Source organism: Nostoc sp., assembly GCF_036917095.1.
GTDB lineage: Bacteria > Cyanobacteriota > Cyanobacteriia > Cyanobacteriales > Nostocaceae > Nostoc.
Genome location: NZ_JBALFH010000014.1, coordinates 174,809 through 194,246, shown reverse-complemented (window position 1 = coordinate 194,246; position 19,438 = coordinate 174,809). Strand labels below are relative to the sequence as shown.

Below are 19,438 nucleotides of genomic sequence, written 5' to 3'. Positions count from 1 at the left end.
TGTAGAAATCTGGAAATCAGTTCGCTTATTTTCTGTCTCAGCTAGGAGAATGCCTTTCAAGAGCAAGTTGAATTAATCGATCGACTAATTCAGGAAAAGAGACTCCACTATGCGCCCAGAGTTGGGGATACATACTAGTCGCAGTAAAGCCTGGCAACGTATTGATTTCATTAATAAAAACTTCTTTTGTCGCTTCCACATAGAAAAAATCTACCCTTGCTAACCCCGCAGCATCAACAGCTGCAAAAGCTTGCAAAGCCATATCCTGAATTTTACGGGCGATCGCATCTGGAAGTTGTGCTGGGATCAGTAAATCTGCCAGTCCCTCAGTATATTTGGTTTCATAATCATAAAAATCGCTATTATAGGTAATCTCTCCAATGACAGAGGCTTGGGGTTGCTCGTTACCTAAAACGGCACACTCGACTTCTCTAGCTACAACACCAGCTTCTACAACTAGCCTTCGGTCATAACTGGCAGCATTATCTAAAGCGGCTTCTAATTCTTGGCGCGATCGCACTTTGGCAATGCCTACTGATGAACCTAAATTAGCAGGCTTGACAAAAGCAGGATAACCTAATGCTGCCTCAATTTCATCACACAATTTCGGAAATACACAAGGATTAGACCAAACTTGCGCTCTAGTTATCGCTTTGTATTTTACCTGTGCTAGTCCCGCTTGCTCAAAAGCCATTTTCATGGCAATTTTATCCATCCCCATTGCCGAACCCAACACCCCAGAACCAACAAAGGGGACTTGCATCAAAGTGAGTAACCCTTGAATTGTCCCGTCTTCACCGTTGGGGCCGTGGAGAATGGGAAACCAAACATCTACTTCCGCAACTTGAGAGGGAGATTGCCACTTGCTGAGGGTTTGGGCCTGAGGGTTGGATGTCAGATGTCCCTCAGAAGTGGATTGTTCGGATTCCAGTAGCGGGCTGCCGGTTCCTAAAACCTTTTGGGGTGCTTCTCCTGCTAGCCAGCGTCCATCTTTTTGGATGTAAAAAGGCAGTATTTCGTACTTACTAGCATTTTCCTCTGCACTCAAGGCTTTAGCGATCGCCCGTGCTGATTTGATCGAAACTTCATGTTCTCCCGAACGACCGCCAAACAGTAACCCCACGCGCAGCTTTGTCATTTTCGAGTTCCTCGACATTCCTCAAGCAGATAGCGTATCACAACCTACAAAAGTTGCCATATTTTTCTGTATTATTTTATGGATGAGCCAAAGTTTTATACAGTAGTCCTAAATCTCTCAAAAATATTTCTGGTCAAGAATGGTGGTTAGGGACTTGCAAAAAATAAATTATCCCAAATTATTTATAGATTTGTAGGGGCGCAAGGCCTTGCGCCCCTACGACGGGATATTTTTTTAACTGGAAGTGCCTTATACCATTCCTGTACCAACAGAAAATCAAACTATTCCCCATGCCCCAGATAGATTATTCTGGCTGGCTACAATACTTATTCATTTGATTCACTAACGTATCCGATTGCTTGCCAATAGTTGCAGCTGTTGTCAATGCTGAGTCAATTTCGGTTCTAGCCTTTTGGATTTTTTCTCTACCAGATGTCGAGGCCTCTGCTGTCTTTGTCGCACCTAGCGCCCTACCTGCTTTGGCTACCGCTTGGCTGAGATTCTGAAAAATTTTGACAAAACCGCCTTGAAATTCTTTCAGCTTAGGATCTGTTAAATTCAGTTCCCTAATCGATTTAGTCACAAATTCCAAATCCTTAGACAGCTGTATGCTGGTTATTACTTGCGTTCCCTTATTTTTATCAATCAGAGAAGTTCCAGCATTCACAACTCGAATCAGTCGTTGGCACTGGGAGACTTTAGTTTCGCTGCAACTAGTAATGAACAAAGCAATGCTCAGGCTAACAGGAGCAATAACGGTATATTTACGTAAAACAGACATTAACACCCCAACAGCAATAAAACCGAGAATATAGTATTCAATATTACGAGTAAAGATAGTAACTAAGGTAGGGGGTAGGAGGGAGAGGCAGGGGGCAGGGGGCAGGGGGGCAGAGGGGGCAGGGGAAGCAGGGGGAGAAATAAAAGTTTAACTGAACCCGTATTGGGATAGGGAGTAGCGAATAAGGGGCAGGGGGCAGGTGGAGTTCTTAGTTTTTTTATGAGTATCAAATACTCATTGACGGATTTCTAAGGTGGATTCATCCAGTTCAAAGATGGGCGAACCGAGTTTTCTAACTCCTGCCCCCTGCCCCCTGCTCCTTGCCCCTTCTCATCTGCGCTCACCAATCTATCGGCAAACCCAACTGGTCTAAAGTGGCACCATCTTGCAAAAGTGGCTGAATCTCGCTATCTATTTGAATGCGACCACCAGATAGTACCAAAGCGCGTTGAGTAACTCTGCCTAGCCAATGCAAGTCATGAGAAGCAATTAATATCACCTGCACGGGTAACTTTAACAATACCTGCGCTAAATGACGCCGCCATGCTGGATCGAGACCATTAGTTGGCTCATCCAAAATTAGAATTGTCGGTTCTAGGGCTAAAATTGAGGCTAGGGCGGCCAAGCGTCTTTGTCCGCCAGAAAGTTCGTGGGCGGAACGATTGGCGTAGGCTTCAAGACCAAAATCAGCTAATAATTGCCGCGCCCGATCGCTTGCCTCTGCTGGTGACATTCCATAGTTGCGCGGCCCAAAGGTGATATCTTCCAAAATGGTCGGCATAAATAGTTGGTCGTTGGCATCTTGGAAACTAAAGCCGATTTGACGACGTACTTGGGGTAGAGTTTTCGGTTCTACCGGGATGCCATTAATCGTAATTTTCCCAGTTTGCGGTTGTTTTAAGCCAATCAGGTTCTCCAGCAAGGTGCTTTTTCCAGAACCAGTGGCTCCCATCAACGCCACGCGATCGCCTTTCTTCAAATTAAAAGAAATTTCTTGTAATACTGGCTCTTGGCGAGAATAGGCATACACCAGGTTGTCAACTTCGACTACAGCTGCGTGGGGGTTATGGGTTGATGGTTGGGGGTTAGAAGTTAAAGATTTCAAGATTCACAAACTCAATATTCACAACTTCGCTAAATTCTGTAAGAAGTTAGAGTTACACAAGCAGCGATCGCCCAAGCTGCTAGTATGGCAAAACGCTCTTTTGGTCTGAGGGTAGAATCTATGGGTAATTGTCCGTTATAACCACGAGTTACCATTGCCGCGTAGACTCGCTCTGCCCTGTCCAGACTACGGAGATACAAAGCTCCAATCATGGCAGCACTGGCGTAGCGCAGCCATCCCGTAGTTCCAGTCAGACCGCGTAATTGAGCGCTACGTTGCATCCGCGTCACTTCTGAGAGCAAAATTTCCATATATTGCCCAGCTAACAACAAGTTTTCCTTTAAAGGTGCTGGTACAGGTAAGCCTTTAAGGGCTATGCCGAAACTGTGGGGCGGTAAGGTTAACAAAAAACTATTCATGGTAACCAGGCAAACCAGAGAACGAACTAGCAAAAAACTGGCTCGCTCCCATCCCAAGGGTAATGCCAGCAATGACAAAAAAATCAATTCTGTGCCGAGTAATCCTCCCAAGCGGGGAATTGGTACGCGCAACAGCCAAGCCCACAAAAGTGCGATCGCTCCATATACACCCAAGCAATACCAAGCATGATGCTTTAATAAAGCTGCTCCTACTACAATCGCTAGAGACAGTTGCAAACGTAACGGTAAGGAAAGTTTAAGCATTATTCGGTTTCACTACCTTGGCAATTCCAAAGGCAACAGCAAAACAAACCGCAGCTCCCACAAGTCCAGCAATACTTGTGCCTATTGGCCCCAAACCCTGAATACCATAATCAGCTAAGGGAGTCGGCACAATTACCCGTACTTTACTGGCTAAGTCAATGAAGCCCGTGTTTTCGGCGACTTTCTCCAAACCATCAGGCCATGCTGAGGCAAAGAGTGATAGCACTCCCGCAATTAAGAAAATGGTGACAATGGGTACAGACCAACCGCGAAACTCCTGCTGCTCTCCTGGTAATAAATCTGGTCGAGCGGTAGCCAGGTAAGTCAGCACACCCCCCGTAATCAGCCCTTCACCAATACCAATCAAAATATGTACGCCAGTCATAGCTGGTAAAACTATGGCTACGGGTGCAGTTCCTGAAAGGGCTAACTCAATGGCACAAACTACAGCAGCTACTACTACACTAACGCCAGCTGCAATGCCAGCAGCCAAAGGTAAGCGCCCTTTCGACCCTCCCAACAACCGCTGCAAAGTTTGGGTTAAAACCCAGCCTACCCAAACACCAACCACTCCCATGTTGAAAATGTTTGCTCCCAAGGCTGTAATGCCACCATCAGCAAACAGCACAGCTTGAATAATTAAAACTGTGGCGATACACAACGTTCCTGCCCAAGGACTACCCAAAACGATCGCAGCTAAGGTTCCCCCCAATAAGTGACCACTGGTGCCTCCTGCTACAGGAAAATTGATCATCTGGGCGGCAAAAATGAAGGCGGTGGTTAGTCCCAGTATGGGAGCACGGCGGATACCAAAAGCCTCTTGCGATCGCTCGAAGGCAATAAAGAGTGCTGCCATACTGGCTAAACCAGTAGCCCCTGCCACTGGAACAGAAACAAATCCATCAGGAATATGCATGATCTACCCTGTATTTTTGATGTTTATTTACTCAATACAAGCAATAAAATAAAGGCATTAAATTAATAACAAACAAAATTTCCATCTTTTTTGCAATGCCCTCTTGGGGGATTTTGTGCTGTTACTTTTGAGAGATTTACAATCCAATGGCTGCTAAATATTATACTTATTTTTTAGTATATTAATTTTTGTTAACTTTATTTTTATAATTTTTATATAATATGTCGCGAAAAATTGATAAATTCTTGGGAAAGTCGAAAAAACTTGACTTTAATAAGCTAACATGCATTGCAGTTGGATATTATCAATCGTCAAAAAGCTAGCTAGTAGGATTGCATTTCTTCTTTGCGAGACGCTACGCAAACATTTAGAATTTTGAATTGCTTTGCTGCTCTTACGGTTGAGATATACAGCAGTTTTGTTTTGCACGAAGTACAAAGCTATAGGTTTTAAGGCTGTCTTGCTGGAGGTAGAAACTCTTTATATGTATAACTAAATTGTCTGGAGCTTTATCTGGAATCAAGAAGAATTCCTCAGTCAGAGTTGAGGATTCAGAATGCAATTAGCTCTTGTTTCCCGCCAATTTTAAGATTCGGTAAACCAGTAAGTTTTTTGACTTAAGTTATGAAGCCACTAGAAAGCCTCAGTATTGGGATAGTCACCTTATATTTATATTCCGAGAGCAATATTCTGACCGCGTTTGCATTGTCTTGACTATGTTTTAATCGACTCTTTTAGTGATTTCACCCACTATCTATTACTATACCTTGCACTTAGTTTTAATAACTACATATTTTTTCTGTTTTTTCTCACGAATGATTTTGGGATTGGGACATTAGCTATACTAATAATAAAGCATCTTTACATAAGCCTTAGTAATCTGTATAATTACGGAGTTAAGCTAACTTAATAGTACAGTGTTGGCTAATTGTTTGTATAAAAATTATGCGAGTATCAATAGATATCATCATAATAAATGGTTAAATTTAAAGTTTAGATAAAATTTAGGTAAATATTTTAAATTGAGACGCGGAAATTACTAAACTTTTCAGAACAGCTAACTGTAACAAAAGTATTCAACAAGCTTTGAGTAACCAGGTTCAGTCAATAAAGCCAGTAAATGTTTGGCTCTATTTCCTCCAGCCTTTACATATCGTCGTTCTGTAATGTGAAATTATGAAGACAAATTCATCCAACTCGCTGTTAACAGTACCAACTGGGCCGCTAAAAATTTCAGATTTGCCCCCTAGCCGGGTGGCTACAAGTGATGAATCTATCCATCTTTCTTTAGTAATTCCTACTTATAAAGAGCGTGACAACATCAAAAATGTGGTCAGCATATTGAGTCAGTTATTGGATGAATCTATTCCAGGAAACTATGAACTAATTGTGGTAGACGATAATAGCCCAGACCGAACTTGGGAGATAGCACAATCCTTGACGACAGAATACCCCCAGTTGCGAGTGATGCGACGCCAACAGGAACGGGGGCTGTCTTCAGCAGTAATTCGTGGATGGCAAGCAGCTACGGGGAATGTGTTGGGGGTGATTGATGGAGATTTGCAGCATCCGCCAGAGGTGCTGATGCAACTGTTGCGTAGTGTTGAGCAGGGAGCAGATTTGGCGGTAGCCAGTCGGCATGTAGATGGAGGCGGCGTCAGTAGCTGGAGTGTTGTTAGGCGTTTCTTGTCTCGTGGCGCTCAACTATTAGGCTTGGTGATTTTACCGGGGGTACTGGGCAGAGTTTCCGACCCCATGAGTGGTTATTTTATGGTGCGCCGGAGTGCGATCGCCAATGCAACACTCAATCCAGTCGGATACAAAATTCTCCTAGAAGTAATCGGGCGGGGAAATGTAGACCAAGTTGCCGAAGTTGGGTATGTGTTCTGCGAACGCAAAGAGGGTGAGAGTAAGGTGACATGGAAACAATATATCGATTACATCCATCACTTAGTAAGGTTGCGGCTTTCCACAGGAAGGGTAGGACGATTGAGTAGAAAAGTTAATTTCCCAATTGGTCGATTTGTCCGTTTTGGGTTTGTTGGCTTGAGTGGTGTGTTTGTGGATTTAACGGTGTTTTACTTGCTGCGTACTGTGATTCATTTAGGTTTAACTCGCAGTACGATTCTTTCGGCGGGAGTGGCAATCATAAATAATTTCCTATGGAATGATTTATGGACTTTTGGTGATATTTCTCAAAGGCAACGCGATCCGCATCAACGTTTCAAGCGATTCTTGAAGTTCAGTGCGATCTGTTTGGCAGGAGTCATATTACAAGCTCTAATAATTAACTTTCTCTATAATTTCTTGGGTATAAATGAGTATTTGGCTAAGTTGATAGCGATCGCAATTGCTACTGTCTGGAATTTCTCGATTAATTTGAAACTTAGCTGGCGCGTCACTGATGTGAAATAATCACAACGAGGGATTTGAGATTTTGATTTTTGTTTTTAGATTTCAGAACGAACTTAAATCTCAAACGTCAAATCTACAAATCCATTCCTCTGAGGATCGGCAATGAGAGTTATTTTCCAAGGTGCATTTCATTTTTACAGAAAAATTATCTCTTTGCTTCCTGCCTATGCTACGCATTTCCTGCCTATGGTACATACAAGCTCTGGCTCACAACCCAAGCATTGGTATAACTGGCAGGCTCGTCTCCCTCCTTCTTGGCTTCACCCTCTGCTGATCTTGATGTGGTTCATCATCGGCATCAGCTTGCGCCTAACCAACTTGACTGCAAAGCCTCCTTGGACTGATGAGTTTTGCACCTTAGTGTTTAGCTTAGGAAATACCTTTTTATCAGTACCCCTAGATATAGCGATCGCACCTGATATCCTATTGCAACCACTGCAACTAAACCCAGCCGCGACTATTGGTAATGTGGTTCATAACTTAGTAACACAAGATACCCATCCACCACTGTATTTTGTATTGGCTTACCTGTGGATGAAATTATTTCCTAGCGAAGGCGGATTAGTATCGCTGTTTGCGGCGCGATCGCTACCAGCTTTAATCGGTGCTGCTTCCATTCCATGTGCTTACATATTAGGTAGGGTAGCGTTTCGTTCGCCATTAGTGGGACATTTGGCTGCTGCCATGATGGCAGTATCACCCTACGGAATCTTTTTGTCACAAGAAGCACGCCATTACAGTTTGGCAGCCTTATGGGTAACTGCTTCCCTCACCTGCTTAGTAATTGCCACACGTCATATTCAAAACCGCACACCTTTACCCATCTGGATAGCATTTCTCTGGGTAGGAATTAATGCTTTAGGTATCGCTACTCATTACTTTTTCGCCCTGACTCTCTGTACAGAAGCTATAGTTTTGATTTTCCTTGCTTGGCATCAAAAACAGACTAGCAGCAAATATTCTCTTTTCTTCTCTCCTCCCTGGCGGCGCATCTATGCCGTTGCTATAGGTACTTTTGTCGCGGGTTTAATTTGGCTACCAATATTTTTAGAGAATAAAAATCGTAGCAACTTGACCGAGTGGATTCAAGGTTCGCGCGTTGGGCTAGATTGGTTAAGCCCAATTTTTCAGGCTTTAGGAACATTGATTGCAATGATTTCCCTATTACCAGTTGAATCTTCACAACTATTGGTTGTGATTCCTTCTGGAGTGGTGATGCTGACTTTCTTTATTTGGGCAGTACCAATCTTGCTGCGTGGGATCGAGATTCAACTACAGCACCCAGAAAACCGGATGATGATTCAGGTGCTTTCTGGAGTCGCGATCGCAGCGATCGCTTTATTCTTTATCTTTACGTACTTTTTGGGTATTGACCTGACTAGAGGTGCTAGATATAACTTTGTTTATTTTCCCGCGATCGTTGTTTTACTAGGCGCGAGTCTCGCAGTTTGTTGGCATCCCCCCAAGGAATTGATAGAAAAAGAACAAGGGAAAAATGGGATAAAAAGCATAGGTAAATGGGGAATAAACGGTAAAAAAGCCGTGATGTTAATTTGGTTAATGGGATTTTTCAGTGCAGTTACAGTAATTTGCAATCTCGGCTATCAAAAATATTATCGCCCTGACCTGTTTGTGCAACTAATTCAACAAACATCCCCAACACCAGTACTGATTGCCACCACCCACAAAACTTATGTGCACACTGGGGAAATGATGGGAGTTGCCAGGGAGATTAAACTTGCAAATTCACTTCAAAATCCTCTGTTTCTCCTTGCTCATCAAGACAAAGACCCGACTACTTCCACCATTGCTCTGGAAAATACTTTAAAGAAGTTACCACGACCTTTTGACTTGTGGCTGGTAAACTTTCACGCACCCGCAGCAGAAGCCGTCAAAACATGCGTTATGCCTGATACTAAATCTTTACCAAGCGTAGACGGCTACGAATATGAACTTTATCATTGCCAATAGATGAAGAAGCAGGGGGCAGCTGACTTTTCACGTTATGTGGAAAAGCCAACGATTGACCTAACCCCCTAACCCCCAACTCGTCGCGGGAAGGGGGAAAATTCAAAGTCTCTCTCCTTAAAGGATGAGAGAAATAGAAGTGAGGTTTTCCAGATACCGTGAAAAGTTAGAGGGGGCAGGGGGCAAGGGGGAGAATAAAAATTACCTCTTTCCCCTCTGCCCCCTGCCCCTCTGCCTCTTTCCAATCCCCAATCTATATGCATCTTGTGGAAGTTCCTCAAATATGAATATCCATAGGACACTAAAGAAGGAAGAACAAAACATATCTCATGGGTCTTGAAGCAGCGAAGTAAATAGCTAAGGAGGATTTATGCGTGCAGTACTGATGGCAGGGGGTTCGGGAACGAGGCTTCGCCCATTGACTTGCGACCTGCCGAAACCGATGGTGCCGATTCTAAATCGACCAATTGCCGAACATATTATTAATCTCCTCAAAAGACATCAAATTACAGAAGTTATTGCGACATTGCATTATTTACCTGATGTCTTGCGAGACTATTTTCAAGATGGCAGTGATTTTGGCGTCCAGATGACCTATGCCGTAGAAGAAGATCAGCCTTTAGGTACGGCAGGCTGTGTAAAAAACATTGCCGAACTTCTTGATGAAACATTTTTAGTCATTAGCGGTGATAGCATAACAGATTTCGACCTGACGGCAGCGATCGCATTTCACAAACAAAATAAGTCAAAAGCTACTTTGATTTTAACCAGGGTTCCCAACCCGATTGAGTTTGGGGTGGTGATTACCGATGAGGAAAGACGAATTCGGCGATTTTTAGAAAAACCCTCTAGTAGTGAAATTTTTTCCGATACCGTCAACACTGGCACTTACATTCTCGAACCAGAAGTTTTGGAATATCTGCCAGCAAACATTGAATGCGACTTTTCCAAAGACTTATTCCCCTTACTATTAGCAAAAGATGAGCCAATGTATGGTTACATCGCTCAAGGTTACTGGTGCGATGTTGGTCATTTAGATGCCTACCGGGAAGCTCAGTATGACGCCTTAGATCGGAAGGTAAATCTCGATTATGCCTACAAAGAGGTTTCTCATGAGTTATGGGTGGGTCAAAATACTTACATCGATCATACGGCTGTGATTGAAACTCCAGCAGTGATTGGTGATAATTGCCGCATCGGGGCAAGAGTACAAATTGAGGCAGGAACTGTAATTGGAGATAATGTCACTATTGGCGCTGATGCGAATCTCAAACGTCCGATAGTCTGGAATGGGGCATTCATTGGCGATGAAGCACATCTTTCTGCCTGTGTAATTTCCCGTGGCGCTCGTGTAGACCGCCGCGCCCATGTATTAGAAGCTGCTGTTGTGGGTTCGCTTTCCACGGTGGGAGAAGAAGCCCAAATTAGCCCCGGCGTGCGCGTTTGGCCCAGTAAAAAGATTGAGTCAGGAGCAGTTTTAAACATTAACTTAATTTGGGGAAACACCGCCCAACGGAATTTATTCGGGCAACGTGGTGTGCAAGGATTAGCTAATATCGACATCACCCCAGAATTTGCTGTGAAATTGGGATCTGCTTACGGTTCTACCTTGAAACCTGGTTCTAAGGTAACTGTTTCTCGCGACCAGCGTAATGTCTCTCGGATGGTGACGCGATCGCTTATTGCTGGTTTGATGTCAGTAGGTATTGATATTCAAAATCTCGATGCCACAGCTATCCCCATTGCCCGCACGGTTATACCCACAATGTCGGTAGCTGGTGGTATCCATGTGCGGGTACACCCCGATCGCCCTGACTACATTTTGATTGAATTCATGGATACCAAGGGCATTAATATCTCCAAAGCCCTAGAAAAGAAAATTGAAGGGGCTTACTTTAAGGAAGATATGCGGCGGGCGCTAATTCATGAAATTGGCGATGTATCTTATCCTAGCCAAGTCATGGATCGCTACTGCACTGCTTTTGAGAAACTGTTGCATGTTCATACACTCCGCAACAGCCGTGCAAAAGTGGTGATTGACTATGTTTATGCCGTATCGGGGGCAGTTTTACCCCAAATGTTGGATAAATTTGGTGCTGATGCAGTAGTGTTGAATGCCAGTGTCAATAAAACGGCGATGTCAATCACTGACAGGGAAGGATTGCTGACTCAGTTAGGTCATGTAGTGGAGGCATTGAAAGCTAACTTTGGCGTGCAAGTATCGGCTAATGGGGAACAGCTAATTTTAGTTGATGAATCAGGCTACCCAATTCGTGGGGAAATGTTAACAGCACTGATGGTAGACATGATATTAACGGCTAACCCCAGAGGAACGGTAGTTGTACCAGTTCATGCTTCCAGCGCTATTGAACAAGTCGCCCGCCGCCATGATGGCAGAGTGATTCGCACCAAAGCCAACCCCACAGCTTTAATGGAAGCTTGTCAAAAGAATCCGAATGTGGTATTAGGAGGTAGTGGAGATACTGGTTTTATTTTCCCGCAACTGCATCCAGGATTTGATTCCATGTTCTGCATTGCGAAGATAATTGAGATGTTGACTATCCAGGAGCGATCGCTCGCTGCTGCGCGATCGGAATTACCCCGTGTAATTCACAAAACTTATACAATCCGCTGCCCGTGGACTGCCAAGGGTGCTTTGATGCGTTACTTGGTGGAAACTCATCCAGCCCAAAACCTAGAATTAATCGATGGAGTAAAAATTTGTCAACCCTACGATGACAGTTGGCTGTTAGTTTTACCAGATGCCAGCGAACCACTGGTGCATTTGTATGCCAATAGCAACGATCGCGAATGGGTAGATGAAACTGTGAGAAATTACCGCACCCGTGTCCAGTCGTTTGTGGAAAGACAACAAGAATATCAACCCGCCGAAGCGTAATTTGTAATGGGCTACGCCCCGCTACGCTAACGTAATTCGTAATTCGTAATTCGTAATTGAATTACGAACTACGAATTAGCAATTACGAATTATGTTGAGGAGGTTCAAAATTCTTATCGAGGGCATTCTGGTAAATTTTTCTTAGCGTAATTGCAATCAAAATAAATTAGAGCTTCTCTAGTAGAGGGAAATCTTCTAGTTGTGTCGTATGGGTCACTATTTGGACTTGCTTCATATAACCAAACTTTCAAATAGTAATTACTATTATCATCGCTAGACCATAATTCATAACGGTAATCACCTCCTGAACCCTGATTATTTAAATAGTCAGCTAGTACTTTATTTGATGCAGACAACAAGCTCAACACAGTCAAAACAGGAATTACAGCTACTTTTAATGTTGGGATGAATTTCATAAATGCACAAAAAATTTACTTTCTCTAGCTTCGTTTACCGATGTATGTTTTGAAACTAGTAACAATTCGGAATATTGCGTAAGCATATCGTAAGCCACTTACAGTAAGTAGGGGTGGAATGAACCGCCGCCCGCCTTTTGGGTTTGTTTCCTGAAATCCTTTACAAAATTTTACTTAAATTAAATGATAAAAACTTTCAATAAGTCTGCTAGGATATCTTCAGGCTTATTGAGATAGATATTCATTAAGCCGATAATATATTTCAACAAGGCAAATAGGTATCCTGGCGATACCTTCTCTACGAGAGGCTACGCCAACGGTGAGCTTCTCTACGAGACGCTTCTCTTCGAGAGGCTTCGCCAACGCGAACGCTAACGCAAATCCATATATCAGGTAAAAATATGTCGAAAAAAATCGGTCTGTTCTACGGTACTCAAACTGGCAACACTGAATCTGATGCTGAAAAAATCCGGGATGAGTTTGGTGACGATCTTGTAACATTACATCCCATTTACGAGGCGGATACTACCACTTTTGATGAGTATGAATTGCTGATTATTGGCTCTCCCACTTGGGATATTGGTCAACTTCAGAGCGATTGGGAAGGCTTTTACTCGGATCTGGATGAAATAGATTTTAGTGGTAAGTTGGTTGCCTATTTTGGTGATGGAGACCAATATGGCTATGCCGATAATTTCCAGGATGCAATGGGAATTTTAGAAGAAAAAATTTCCCAGCGAGGCGGTAAAACAGTTGGCTACTGGCCAACTGAGGGTTATGACTTTGAGAATTCTAGAGCTTTGAAAAATGGCAAGTTTGTCGGATTGGCACTCGATGAAGGTAGTCAATCCGATCTCACAGACGAGCGAATTAAAACTTGGGTTGCTCAGTTAAAAACAGAATTTGGTTTGTAGAAAGCCTTGGCGAATGAAAGGGCCGGGAGATCCCCGACAACTTTTACGAAGTCGGGGATCTGACAACTAGTGAAATTGATAATTTAGAAATTATAGGTATTTATGTCTGATTCATTTGATGTTCTGTGGTTAAATGCCAGTCCTATATTGAAGCGTTTTGATAAACCATTACTTGAATATTTATCTGGGTATATGAGAATCGCCCAGTGGGAATACCAGCAAACCAAAGATGAGGCCAGTTGCATAGATCAAGCTGTGGAGTTGCTGTATGAGTTTTTAGAATGGCGCGATCGCCCTGTGCATTTAGCCGGTCATGGGATGGGTGGTGCGATCGCCTTAACCTTTGCGCGGCGATTTCCTCAAAAAGTGCGATCGCTAACTCTGCTGGCTGTAGCAGCTCAACCTGCAAACAATTGGCAAGCTCACTATTACTTTCAACGACAACTTTTTAGCATCAGCCGTGAACTAGTTCTAGCAAGCACCGTTCGCAGTCTATTTGGAAATCAACCACCTCATACCACTAAGAAGTTAGTAGCTGCCTTAGATAAAGATTTAGAACAATCTCCATCATCACACTCTTTATTTAAGTTGGTTTATTTACCCAAAGGTGGAGTTTCTATGCCAATGATGGTGTGTGGAAGCAAGAGCGATCCGGTAGTCAACTCAACTGTATTGCATGACTGGTTGAATTGGTTGAAGCCAGAAGATAAACTTTGGGAATGCCCAGAAGGATATCATTTTTTTCACTACTTCTATCCTCAACAGGTTGGCGAACAGATTTTGAGTTTTTGGAAACGCCACCATCCGCATCTAGTAGAAGCATCTGCACTATCTTTTAGTACTTCTACAAATTAGTAACTTGAGAGTGCGATCGCCTTTGGTGTTGGTGCTGCGATCGGTAATCATTTTACCACTAATTATTGATGGTTTATCAGGGATTTCCAAATAAAAAACATTCAACTTTTCTTGTGGGGTGGGCGTCTCGCCCGCCCGTAAGCAAGGGCGGACAAGATGTCCACCCCACAACATTGGATAATTTATTTCTTGATAATCCCTCATCTCAAGCTGGGTATAATCATTCGGATAGGCGTTCTCGAAAATAAAGGCGATATAAATTACAAAGGCATTGAACTTCATTTCCTGTAAATTCAATTAACCCCAGACTGCGTAATTTAAAACGATATTGATAATCTTGGGGAACAGACGAATTTATAGTCATATTTTATATGGCTAATAGTTTAAATTATACCTAGAAATCGTGGTGAGGTACTCCAAAGTCGTGGTGAGGTACTCCAAAGTCGTGTTGAAGTACTTCAAAGTCGTGGTGAGGTACTCCAAAGTCGTGTTGAAGTACTTCAAAGTCGTGTTGAAGTACTCCAAAGTCGTGTTGAGGTACTTCAAAGTCGTGTTGAGGTACTCCAAAGTCGTGTTGAGGTACTTCAAAGTCGTGTTGAAGTACTCCAAAGTCGTGTTGAGGTACTCCAAAGTCGTGTTGAGGTACTCCAAAGTCGTGTTGAGGTACTTCAAAGTCGTGTTGAGGTACTCCAAAGTCGTGTTGAGGTACTTCAAACTTTGTCGCACCGCGATCGAGTACACAGGTAGTATCGCTTTTATAAATCTCCACAAACAAAGCGATGTCTACAACGGGCTACGCCTACGCTTGACTTTTAAAACAGTCGCTACAACATCAGGCGATGCCTACGGCGGGCTACGCCTACGCACTTGACAATCAAGACAGTCGCTACAATTATCCTTAAGTGAACCGTAGTGACTTATACTTAGGAATAGGCTGATTGCTAATCACTGCATAGAGAACATCTGGATCGAGGTCGGCTCCCGATCGCCATTGGATTGTGCCTAATTCGTGGTTTAATTCAACCTGAGCAAAGTATTTTTGATCTTGTAAAGGTGCAAAAACACCTGTAAATTTAATCAGCTTACTAACATCAATTACTCCTTCCACTTCGTCTTCAAAACGAATATATAGTTGATAATTTTCCCTTGGTTCTACTGCAATAATGTCTTTTAACATATTTTACTACTCCAATGGTAAGACGCTATTGAGGGTTTGATTATCCCTAGCTAGTTCTCAGTTTTTCATCAATTTTTAAATAAAATCCTAGTTTGTAGTGAGCGATTCATCGCTCAAAACAAGGATTATTAGGACTAAAGTCCTTACTACAAACTTTAATTTAACGTGAGTTCGACTGGTCATATCATGTCCACCCAAAAGACCTCTCCCTGGTTTTACTACGCAAAACCTGTCCCTCTCCGAGTCGGAGAGGGACAAACTTGAACTTTAGTTCAAGGCAGGGAGAGGTCTGTCGAACTCACGTTAATTTATTTACGCCGAGGTACTTAGTATTAGGGAAATATTGCTAGCTCAGTTTCCGGGTCAAAAAAGTGAATTTTCTCTGGGGTTAGAGATAACCAAAGTTGCTCACCAGGTTGTATAAATCGGTCTGGTGGGATTCGCACTTGTAGGGATTTAGCTGTAGTAGCAGGTTGAGATCCCGGTTCGGCAATCTTAACAGCAAGAAAGGAATCGTTGCCGAGATTCTCTACCAAATCTACTTGCACTGGTAGATTTTTGGTGGCTGGCATACTCAAGTTCAAGTGTTCTGGGCGAATGCCTAAAATTAGAGTTTTCCCATCATATTTTTGTAAAGCTTTTCCCCAAACTTCTGGCAGGGTGAAACGCAACTGGGAATGAGTAATCAACTGTGGAGCATGAAATTCTACAGGAATAAAATTCATCGGTGGTGAACCAATGAATTCTGCTACAAAAAGATTGGCAGGACGGTTATAAAGCTCTAAGGGAGAAGCAACTTGCTGAATTTTACCCTCAGACATAATTGCAATGCGATCGCCCATTGTCATCGCTTCTGTTTGATCGTGGGTGACGTAAATCGTTGTTGTCCCCAGTTGGCGCTGCAATTTGACAATTTGAGCGCGGGTTTCCGCCCGGAGTTTGGCATCTAAGTTAGAAAGCGGCTCATCCATTAAGAATACTTGCGGGTCACGCGCGATCGCTCTTCCCAATGCAACCCGTTGTCTTTGTCCTCCAGATAGCTGTTTGGGTAAGCGATTCAGCAATGTTTCGATTTGCAACAATTGGGCAACACTACGCACCTGCTGATCCACCGCCCGTTCTTTGTCAGAAGTGTAGCGCAGTCCTTTAGGTAACTTTCTTGTCGCCCCCACAAAAAGATTTTCCGCCCACGCCCGAATATAGGGAGTATTTTCTCCTCTGCTCCCCTGCTCCTCTGCTCCCCTGCTTCCCCTACGACGTAACCCAAAGGCAATGTTGTCATACACCGTCATGTGAGGATAAAGGGCGTAATTTTGAAACACCATTGCGATGTCGCGTTCTTTGGGTGGTAGGTCATTGATCAAGCGATCGCCTATCCAGATATTACCGCCAGTCATTGTTTCTAACCCAGCGATTAAGCGCAGCAGGGTACTTTTACCACAACCAGAAGGGCCTACCAACACCATAAATTCGCCATCTGCGATCGTCAGGTTAATCCGCCGCAAAACATTGATACTTCCCGCCCGTTCTTGCGCTGCATCAGTTTTCTCCTCAAGCGTGAGGGGAGATTGGGTTTGTGAGCTAACACTTTCCCCTTTACGTGAGGAAAAACTTTTATAAACGTTTTCTAAAATAACTTGGGACACAATGACTAATGACTAATGACTAATGACTAATGACTAATGACCAATGACAGTTTAGCGCCCATAATACACGTTCCATGTAAATACGAAAAGTTAAAAAAACAGCTTGCACCATCAAAAGCAAACTACCCTGAATCTTAGGGCTATCAAGAGGTGTTGTTATGACTACCGATGTACCTAAAAATCTTTCCCAAGATCCGAGTATTAACCCTATCCATGACATTGTAGACGAACAAACTACAGATTGTTGCATTGTGGGTGGGGGGCCGGCAGGAGCAGTATTGGCACTGTTGTTAGCGCGTCAAGGCATTTCTGTGATGCTGCTGGAAGCACACAAAGACTTCGATCGCGACTTTCGCGGCGATACGATTCATCCGTCGGTGATGGAAATTATGGAGGAATTGGGACTTAGCGATCGCTTGCTAGAATTCCCCCATGCCAAAATGCGCCAAATTAGATTTAAAACTCCTCAAGATACTGTTACATTGGCAGATTTTAGTCATCTGAAAACCCGCTACCCCTACATTACGATGCTTCCCCAGGTAAAATTCCTGGAGTTTATCACCCAAGAAGCACAAAAATATCCTAATTTCCATCTCGTGATGGGTGCGAATGTGCAGGAATTAATTACGGAAAATGGCGTAATTCAAGGTGTCCGCTATCGGGGAGGCGGTGGTTGGCATGAAATCCGGGCAATAGTGACAGTGGGTGCAGATGGTCGCCACTCACGTTTACGCCACCTGGGTGAGTTTGAATCAATCGAAACCTCGCCGCCAATGGATGTCCTCTGGTTCCGCTTACCGCGTCAGCCAGAAGACCCGGAGGGGGGAATGGGGCGCTTTGGTCAAGGTAAAATCATCGCCATGCTTGACCGTGGTGATGAGTGGCAAATTGCCTATGTCATCCCCAAGGGAGTCTATCAACAACTACGCGCTGCGGGTTTGGAGGAATTAAAAAAATCTGTTGTCGAAGTGGTGCCAGAATTTCAGCAACGCATCCAAAATTTACATGATTGGTCACAAATAGCTTTTCTCTCAGTCGAGTCCAGCCTCGTCAAACGCTGGTATCATCCAGGACTGTTACTCATCGGTGATGCCGCTCATATAATGTCCCCCGTTGGTGGAGTTGGCATTAACTACGCCATTCAAGATGCTGTCGTCGCCGCGAATGTACTCAGCAAACCGCTCAAAAACGGACAAGTACAACTTAGCGACTTAGCAAAAGTACAACGTCAACGCGAATTGCCCACACGCATCATTCAGGCGTTTCAAACTTTTATCCAGAAACGGGTATTTGCCCCGGTTCTCACCTCAAATCGCACCTTTGTACCACCTGCGTTTTTGCGCTTACCCATCTTGCGCGACCTTCCTGGCAGATTGATTGCCTTGGGTGTTTTTCCAGTTCACGTCAAGACTTAATTTTTGCCAATAATTTTTTCTATTTAACGAATGAGTGGTACAATTATACTACTCAATGCAGAATTGAATGCTCAATTTAGTCAAGCGAGGGTGGCGAGTGGCATACTCAATGCTGTTCAAAGCGATCGCTTGGCTTTTATGCTAGAAATAACTAAAAACTCAGGCATTATTAAAAAATGCAAACAATTAAACATATCTAGATATTAATTGGCACTACATAGAAAAACCCCCTCTTTTTCAATCAGTACTTTTTGCAGTCAGGAGTAATTTTAATGAACAGCTGCGTTTTGATGGCGGAAATTATGAACGAGCCGCAACTCCGTTATACAGCAGATAATCTGGGAGTTACAGAAATGCTGGTGCAGTTTCCCAATTCCCAGAAACCAGACGATCCTCCAGCCACCCTGAAAGTTGTCGGCTGGGGGAATTTAGCGACAGAAATTCAGCAGAATTATCACCAAGGCGATCGCGTCATCTTGGTAGGGCGTTTAACTATGAATACTGTTCCTATGGAAGGTTTTAAAGAAAAACGCGCTGAATTGACAGTGCAGCAAATTCAACCTGTTGGTGGTAGTTTTAATACCGATCCATTACCCTCAGCAACCGCAACTCCATCATTCACTGAAACTACCCCACGGCAACCATCTTCAGCACCTCGTGCTGCACAGAAAGAGGTTCCCAGTTACGAGTCACCACGTCCAGCACCTACCCCAGCGACAAACCCTGTTGGCGTTGCTTCCCAAGCGCCAAGTTACGAACCCGTACCCCAATCCACAAATTATGAGCGAACCACTTATCCAGCAGTGAAAGAGGAAGAACCAGATCCAGATGATATTCCCTTTTAAATTTGGTAGTTGAGCGTGTATTCAATTTGCTAACTAACATTACGATTAGACAATTTCTACAAATAGCCATCCTTTAGGATGTGCTATTTTTTTGTCTGCGTTGACGCTTTGCCTTTTGTCGTGAGGCATCGCTGATACTAATTCTGCATTTATCTGGTTCTAGTAACGACACAAAAACTGCATGAGAAATTCTGATGGTATTTCCAACATAAATCAACACACTAGCCAGATCGTGCACAAGAGTATTTGGTGTGAATGCAGGGTT

At 43.5% G+C, this 19,438-nt stretch carries 18 protein-coding genes; 7 read left to right on the top strand and 11 right to left on the bottom strand.

The features are described from left to right. Positions 1-37: 37 nt before the first annotated feature. The 5 genes from V7L01_RS03740 to V7L01_RS03720 all read right to left on the bottom strand — a co-directional run bounded on the left by V7L01_RS03740 (position 38) and on the right by V7L01_RS03720 (position 4,623). Positions 38-1,138, bottom strand: a complete 1,101-nt coding sequence (locus V7L01_RS03740) for a D-alanine--D-alanine ligase family protein (protein ID WP_335032035.1) — start codon at positions 1,136-1,138, stop codon at positions 38-40. Positions 1,139-1,442: 304 nt separating this feature from the next. Then, entirely contained in the window at positions 1,443-1,919 is a 477-nt protein-coding gene (locus V7L01_RS03735) for a hypothetical protein (RefSeq protein WP_335032033.1), read from the bottom strand. Positions 1,920-2,259: 340 nt separating this feature from the next. Continuing rightward, a complete protein-coding gene (locus V7L01_RS03730) occupies positions 2,260-3,024 on the bottom strand; it encodes an energy-coupling factor ABC transporter ATP-binding protein (RefSeq protein ID WP_335032031.1) in 765 nt (254 codons plus the stop codon). Positions 3,025-3,053: 29 nt separating this feature from the next. After that, positions 3,054-3,707, bottom strand: coding sequence for an energy-coupling factor transporter transmembrane component T family protein (locus V7L01_RS03725; protein ID WP_335032029.1), 654 nt, complete (start codon positions 3,705-3,707; stop codon positions 3,054-3,056). Further along, positions 3,700-4,623 (bottom strand): energy-coupling factor ABC transporter permease, encoded by a 924-nt coding sequence (locus V7L01_RS03720; protein ID WP_335032027.1) that lies wholly within the window; start codon positions 4,621-4,623, stop codon positions 3,700-3,702. The genes V7L01_RS03725 and V7L01_RS03720 overlap by 8 nt, the downstream gene beginning before the upstream one ends. Positions 4,624-5,799: 1,176 nt before the next feature. Between V7L01_RS03720 and V7L01_RS03715 the strand changes: the two genes are divergently transcribed. The 3 genes from V7L01_RS03715 to V7L01_RS03705 all read left to right on the top strand — a co-directional run bounded on the left by V7L01_RS03715 (position 5,800) and on the right by V7L01_RS03705 (position 11,905). Further along, the gene (locus tag V7L01_RS03715) at positions 5,800-7,038 is read left to right on the top strand and encodes a glycosyltransferase (RefSeq protein ID WP_335032025.1); all 1,239 of its coding nucleotides are present in this window, start codon (positions 5,800-5,802) and stop codon (positions 7,036-7,038) included. A 186-nt stretch (positions 7,039-7,224) separates the two neighbouring features. After that, entirely contained in the window at positions 7,225-9,009 is a 1,785-nt protein-coding gene (locus tag V7L01_RS03710; protein WP_442936932.1) for a glycosyltransferase family 39 protein, read from the top strand. A 367-nt stretch (positions 9,010-9,376) separates the two neighbouring features. After that, positions 9,377-11,905 (top strand): mannose-1-phosphate guanyltransferase, encoded by a 2,529-nt coding sequence (locus V7L01_RS03705; RefSeq protein WP_335032023.1) that lies wholly within the window; start codon positions 9,377-9,379, stop codon positions 11,903-11,905. A 113-nt stretch (positions 11,906-12,018) separates the two neighbouring features. Here the strand turns inward: V7L01_RS03705 and V7L01_RS03700 are convergent, their stop codons facing one another. Further along, entirely contained in the window at positions 12,019-12,321 is a 303-nt protein-coding gene (locus V7L01_RS03700; RefSeq protein ID WP_335032022.1) for a hypothetical protein, read from the bottom strand. Positions 12,322-12,722: 401 nt separating this feature from the next. Between V7L01_RS03700 and fldA the strand changes: the two genes are divergently transcribed. After that, complete coding sequence (gene fldA / locus V7L01_RS03695; protein WP_335032021.1) at positions 12,723-13,235, top strand: flavodoxin FldA; 513 nt, start codon at positions 12,723-12,725, stop codon at positions 13,233-13,235. 102 nt (positions 13,236-13,337) lie between these two features. Beyond that, positions 13,338-14,090 carry an alpha/beta fold hydrolase gene (locus tag V7L01_RS03690; RefSeq protein ID WP_335032019.1) on the top strand — a complete coding sequence of 251 codons (753 nt, stop codon included), beginning with the start codon at positions 13,338-13,340 and terminating at the stop codon, positions 14,088-14,090. On the opposite strand, the gene V7L01_RS03685 is transcribed toward V7L01_RS03690, so the two are convergent. From V7L01_RS03685 to V7L01_RS03665, 5 genes are all read right to left on the bottom strand, one after another. Next, complete coding sequence (locus V7L01_RS03685; RefSeq protein ID WP_335032192.1) at positions 14,064-14,372, bottom strand: hypothetical protein; 309 nt, start codon at positions 14,370-14,372, stop codon at positions 14,064-14,066. The genes V7L01_RS03690 and V7L01_RS03685 overlap by 27 nt on opposite strands. Next, positions 14,311-14,454 carry an AAA-like domain-containing protein gene (locus V7L01_RS03680; RefSeq protein ID WP_335032017.1) on the bottom strand — a complete coding sequence of 48 codons (144 nt, stop codon included), beginning with the start codon at positions 14,452-14,454 and terminating at the stop codon, positions 14,311-14,313. Before V7L01_RS03680 ends, V7L01_RS03685 begins: the two co-directional genes overlap by 62 nt. Before the next feature lie 30 nt (positions 14,455-14,484). Continuing rightward, the gene (locus V7L01_RS03675) at positions 14,485-14,859 is read right to left on the bottom strand and encodes a hypothetical protein (RefSeq protein WP_335032015.1); all 375 of its coding nucleotides are present in this window, start codon (positions 14,857-14,859) and stop codon (positions 14,485-14,487) included. A gap of 129 nt (positions 14,860-14,988) precedes the next feature. Beyond that, the gene (locus V7L01_RS03670) at positions 14,989-15,267 is read right to left on the bottom strand and encodes a DUF2442 domain-containing protein (protein ID WP_335032012.1); all 279 of its coding nucleotides are present in this window, start codon (positions 15,265-15,267) and stop codon (positions 14,989-14,991) included. Between the two features lie 332 nt (positions 15,268-15,599). Then, complete coding sequence (locus V7L01_RS03665; RefSeq protein WP_335032010.1) at positions 15,600-16,913, bottom strand: ABC transporter ATP-binding protein; 1,314 nt, start codon at positions 16,911-16,913, stop codon at positions 15,600-15,602. 158 nt (positions 16,914-17,071) lie between these two features. Between V7L01_RS03665 and V7L01_RS03660 the strand changes: the two genes are divergently transcribed. Then, the gene (locus V7L01_RS03660) at positions 17,072-18,328 is read left to right on the top strand and encodes an FAD-dependent oxidoreductase (protein ID WP_335032008.1); all 1,257 of its coding nucleotides are present in this window, start codon (positions 17,072-17,074) and stop codon (positions 18,326-18,328) included. Between the two features lie 272 nt (positions 18,329-18,600). Further along, entirely contained in the window at positions 18,601-19,173 is a 573-nt protein-coding gene (locus V7L01_RS03655) for a single-stranded DNA-binding protein (protein ID WP_335032006.1), read from the top strand. The last annotated feature ends 265 nt before the right edge of the window (positions 19,174-19,438 follow it).

Coding starts and splice junctions, on each gene's coding strand:
- V7L01_RS03685 (WP_335032192.1), bottom strand. CDS start 14,372: ATGAAGTTCAATGCCTTTGTAATTTATATCGCCTTTATTTTCGAGAAC.
- V7L01_RS03725 (WP_335032029.1), bottom strand. CDS start 3,707: ATGCTTAAACTTTCCTTACCGTTACGTTTGCAACTGTCTCTAGCGATT.
- V7L01_RS03700 (WP_335032022.1), bottom strand. CDS start 12,321: ATGAAATTCATCCCAACATTAAAAGTAGCTGTAATTCCTGTTTTGACT.
- V7L01_RS03690 (WP_335032019.1), top strand. CDS start 13,338: ATGTCTGATTCATTTGATGTTCTGTGGTTAAATGCCAGTCCTATATTG.
- V7L01_RS03670 (WP_335032012.1), bottom strand. CDS start 15,267: ATGTTAAAAGACATTATTGCAGTAGAACCAAGGGAAAATTATCAACTA.
- V7L01_RS03740 (WP_335032035.1), bottom strand. CDS start 1,138: ATGACAAAGCTGCGCGTGGGGTTACTGTTTGGCGGTCGTTCGGGAGAA.
- fldA (WP_335032021.1), top strand. CDS start 12,723: ATGTCGAAAAAAATCGGTCTGTTCTACGGTACTCAAACTGGCAACACT.
- V7L01_RS03655 (WP_335032006.1), top strand. CDS start 18,601: ATGAACAGCTGCGTTTTGATGGCGGAAATTATGAACGAGCCGCAACTC.
- V7L01_RS03680 (WP_335032017.1), bottom strand. CDS start 14,454: ATGACTATAAATTCGTCTGTTCCCCAAGATTATCAATATCGTTTTAAA.
- V7L01_RS03715 (WP_335032025.1), top strand. CDS start 5,800: ATGAAGACAAATTCATCCAACTCGCTGTTAACAGTACCAACTGGGCCG.
- V7L01_RS03705 (WP_335032023.1), top strand. CDS start 9,377: ATGCGTGCAGTACTGATGGCAGGGGGTTCGGGAACGAGGCTTCGCCCA.
- V7L01_RS03710 (WP_442936932.1), top strand. CDS start 7,225: ATGGTACATACAAGCTCTGGCTCACAACCCAAGCATTGGTATAACTGG.
- V7L01_RS03660 (WP_335032008.1), top strand. CDS start 17,072: ATGACTACCGATGTACCTAAAAATCTTTCCCAAGATCCGAGTATTAAC.
- V7L01_RS03735 (WP_335032033.1), bottom strand. CDS start 1,919: ATGTCTGTTTTACGTAAATATACCGTTATTGCTCCTGTTAGCCTGAGC.
- V7L01_RS03720 (WP_335032027.1), bottom strand. CDS start 4,623: ATGCATATTCCTGATGGATTTGTTTCTGTTCCAGTGGCAGGGGCTACT.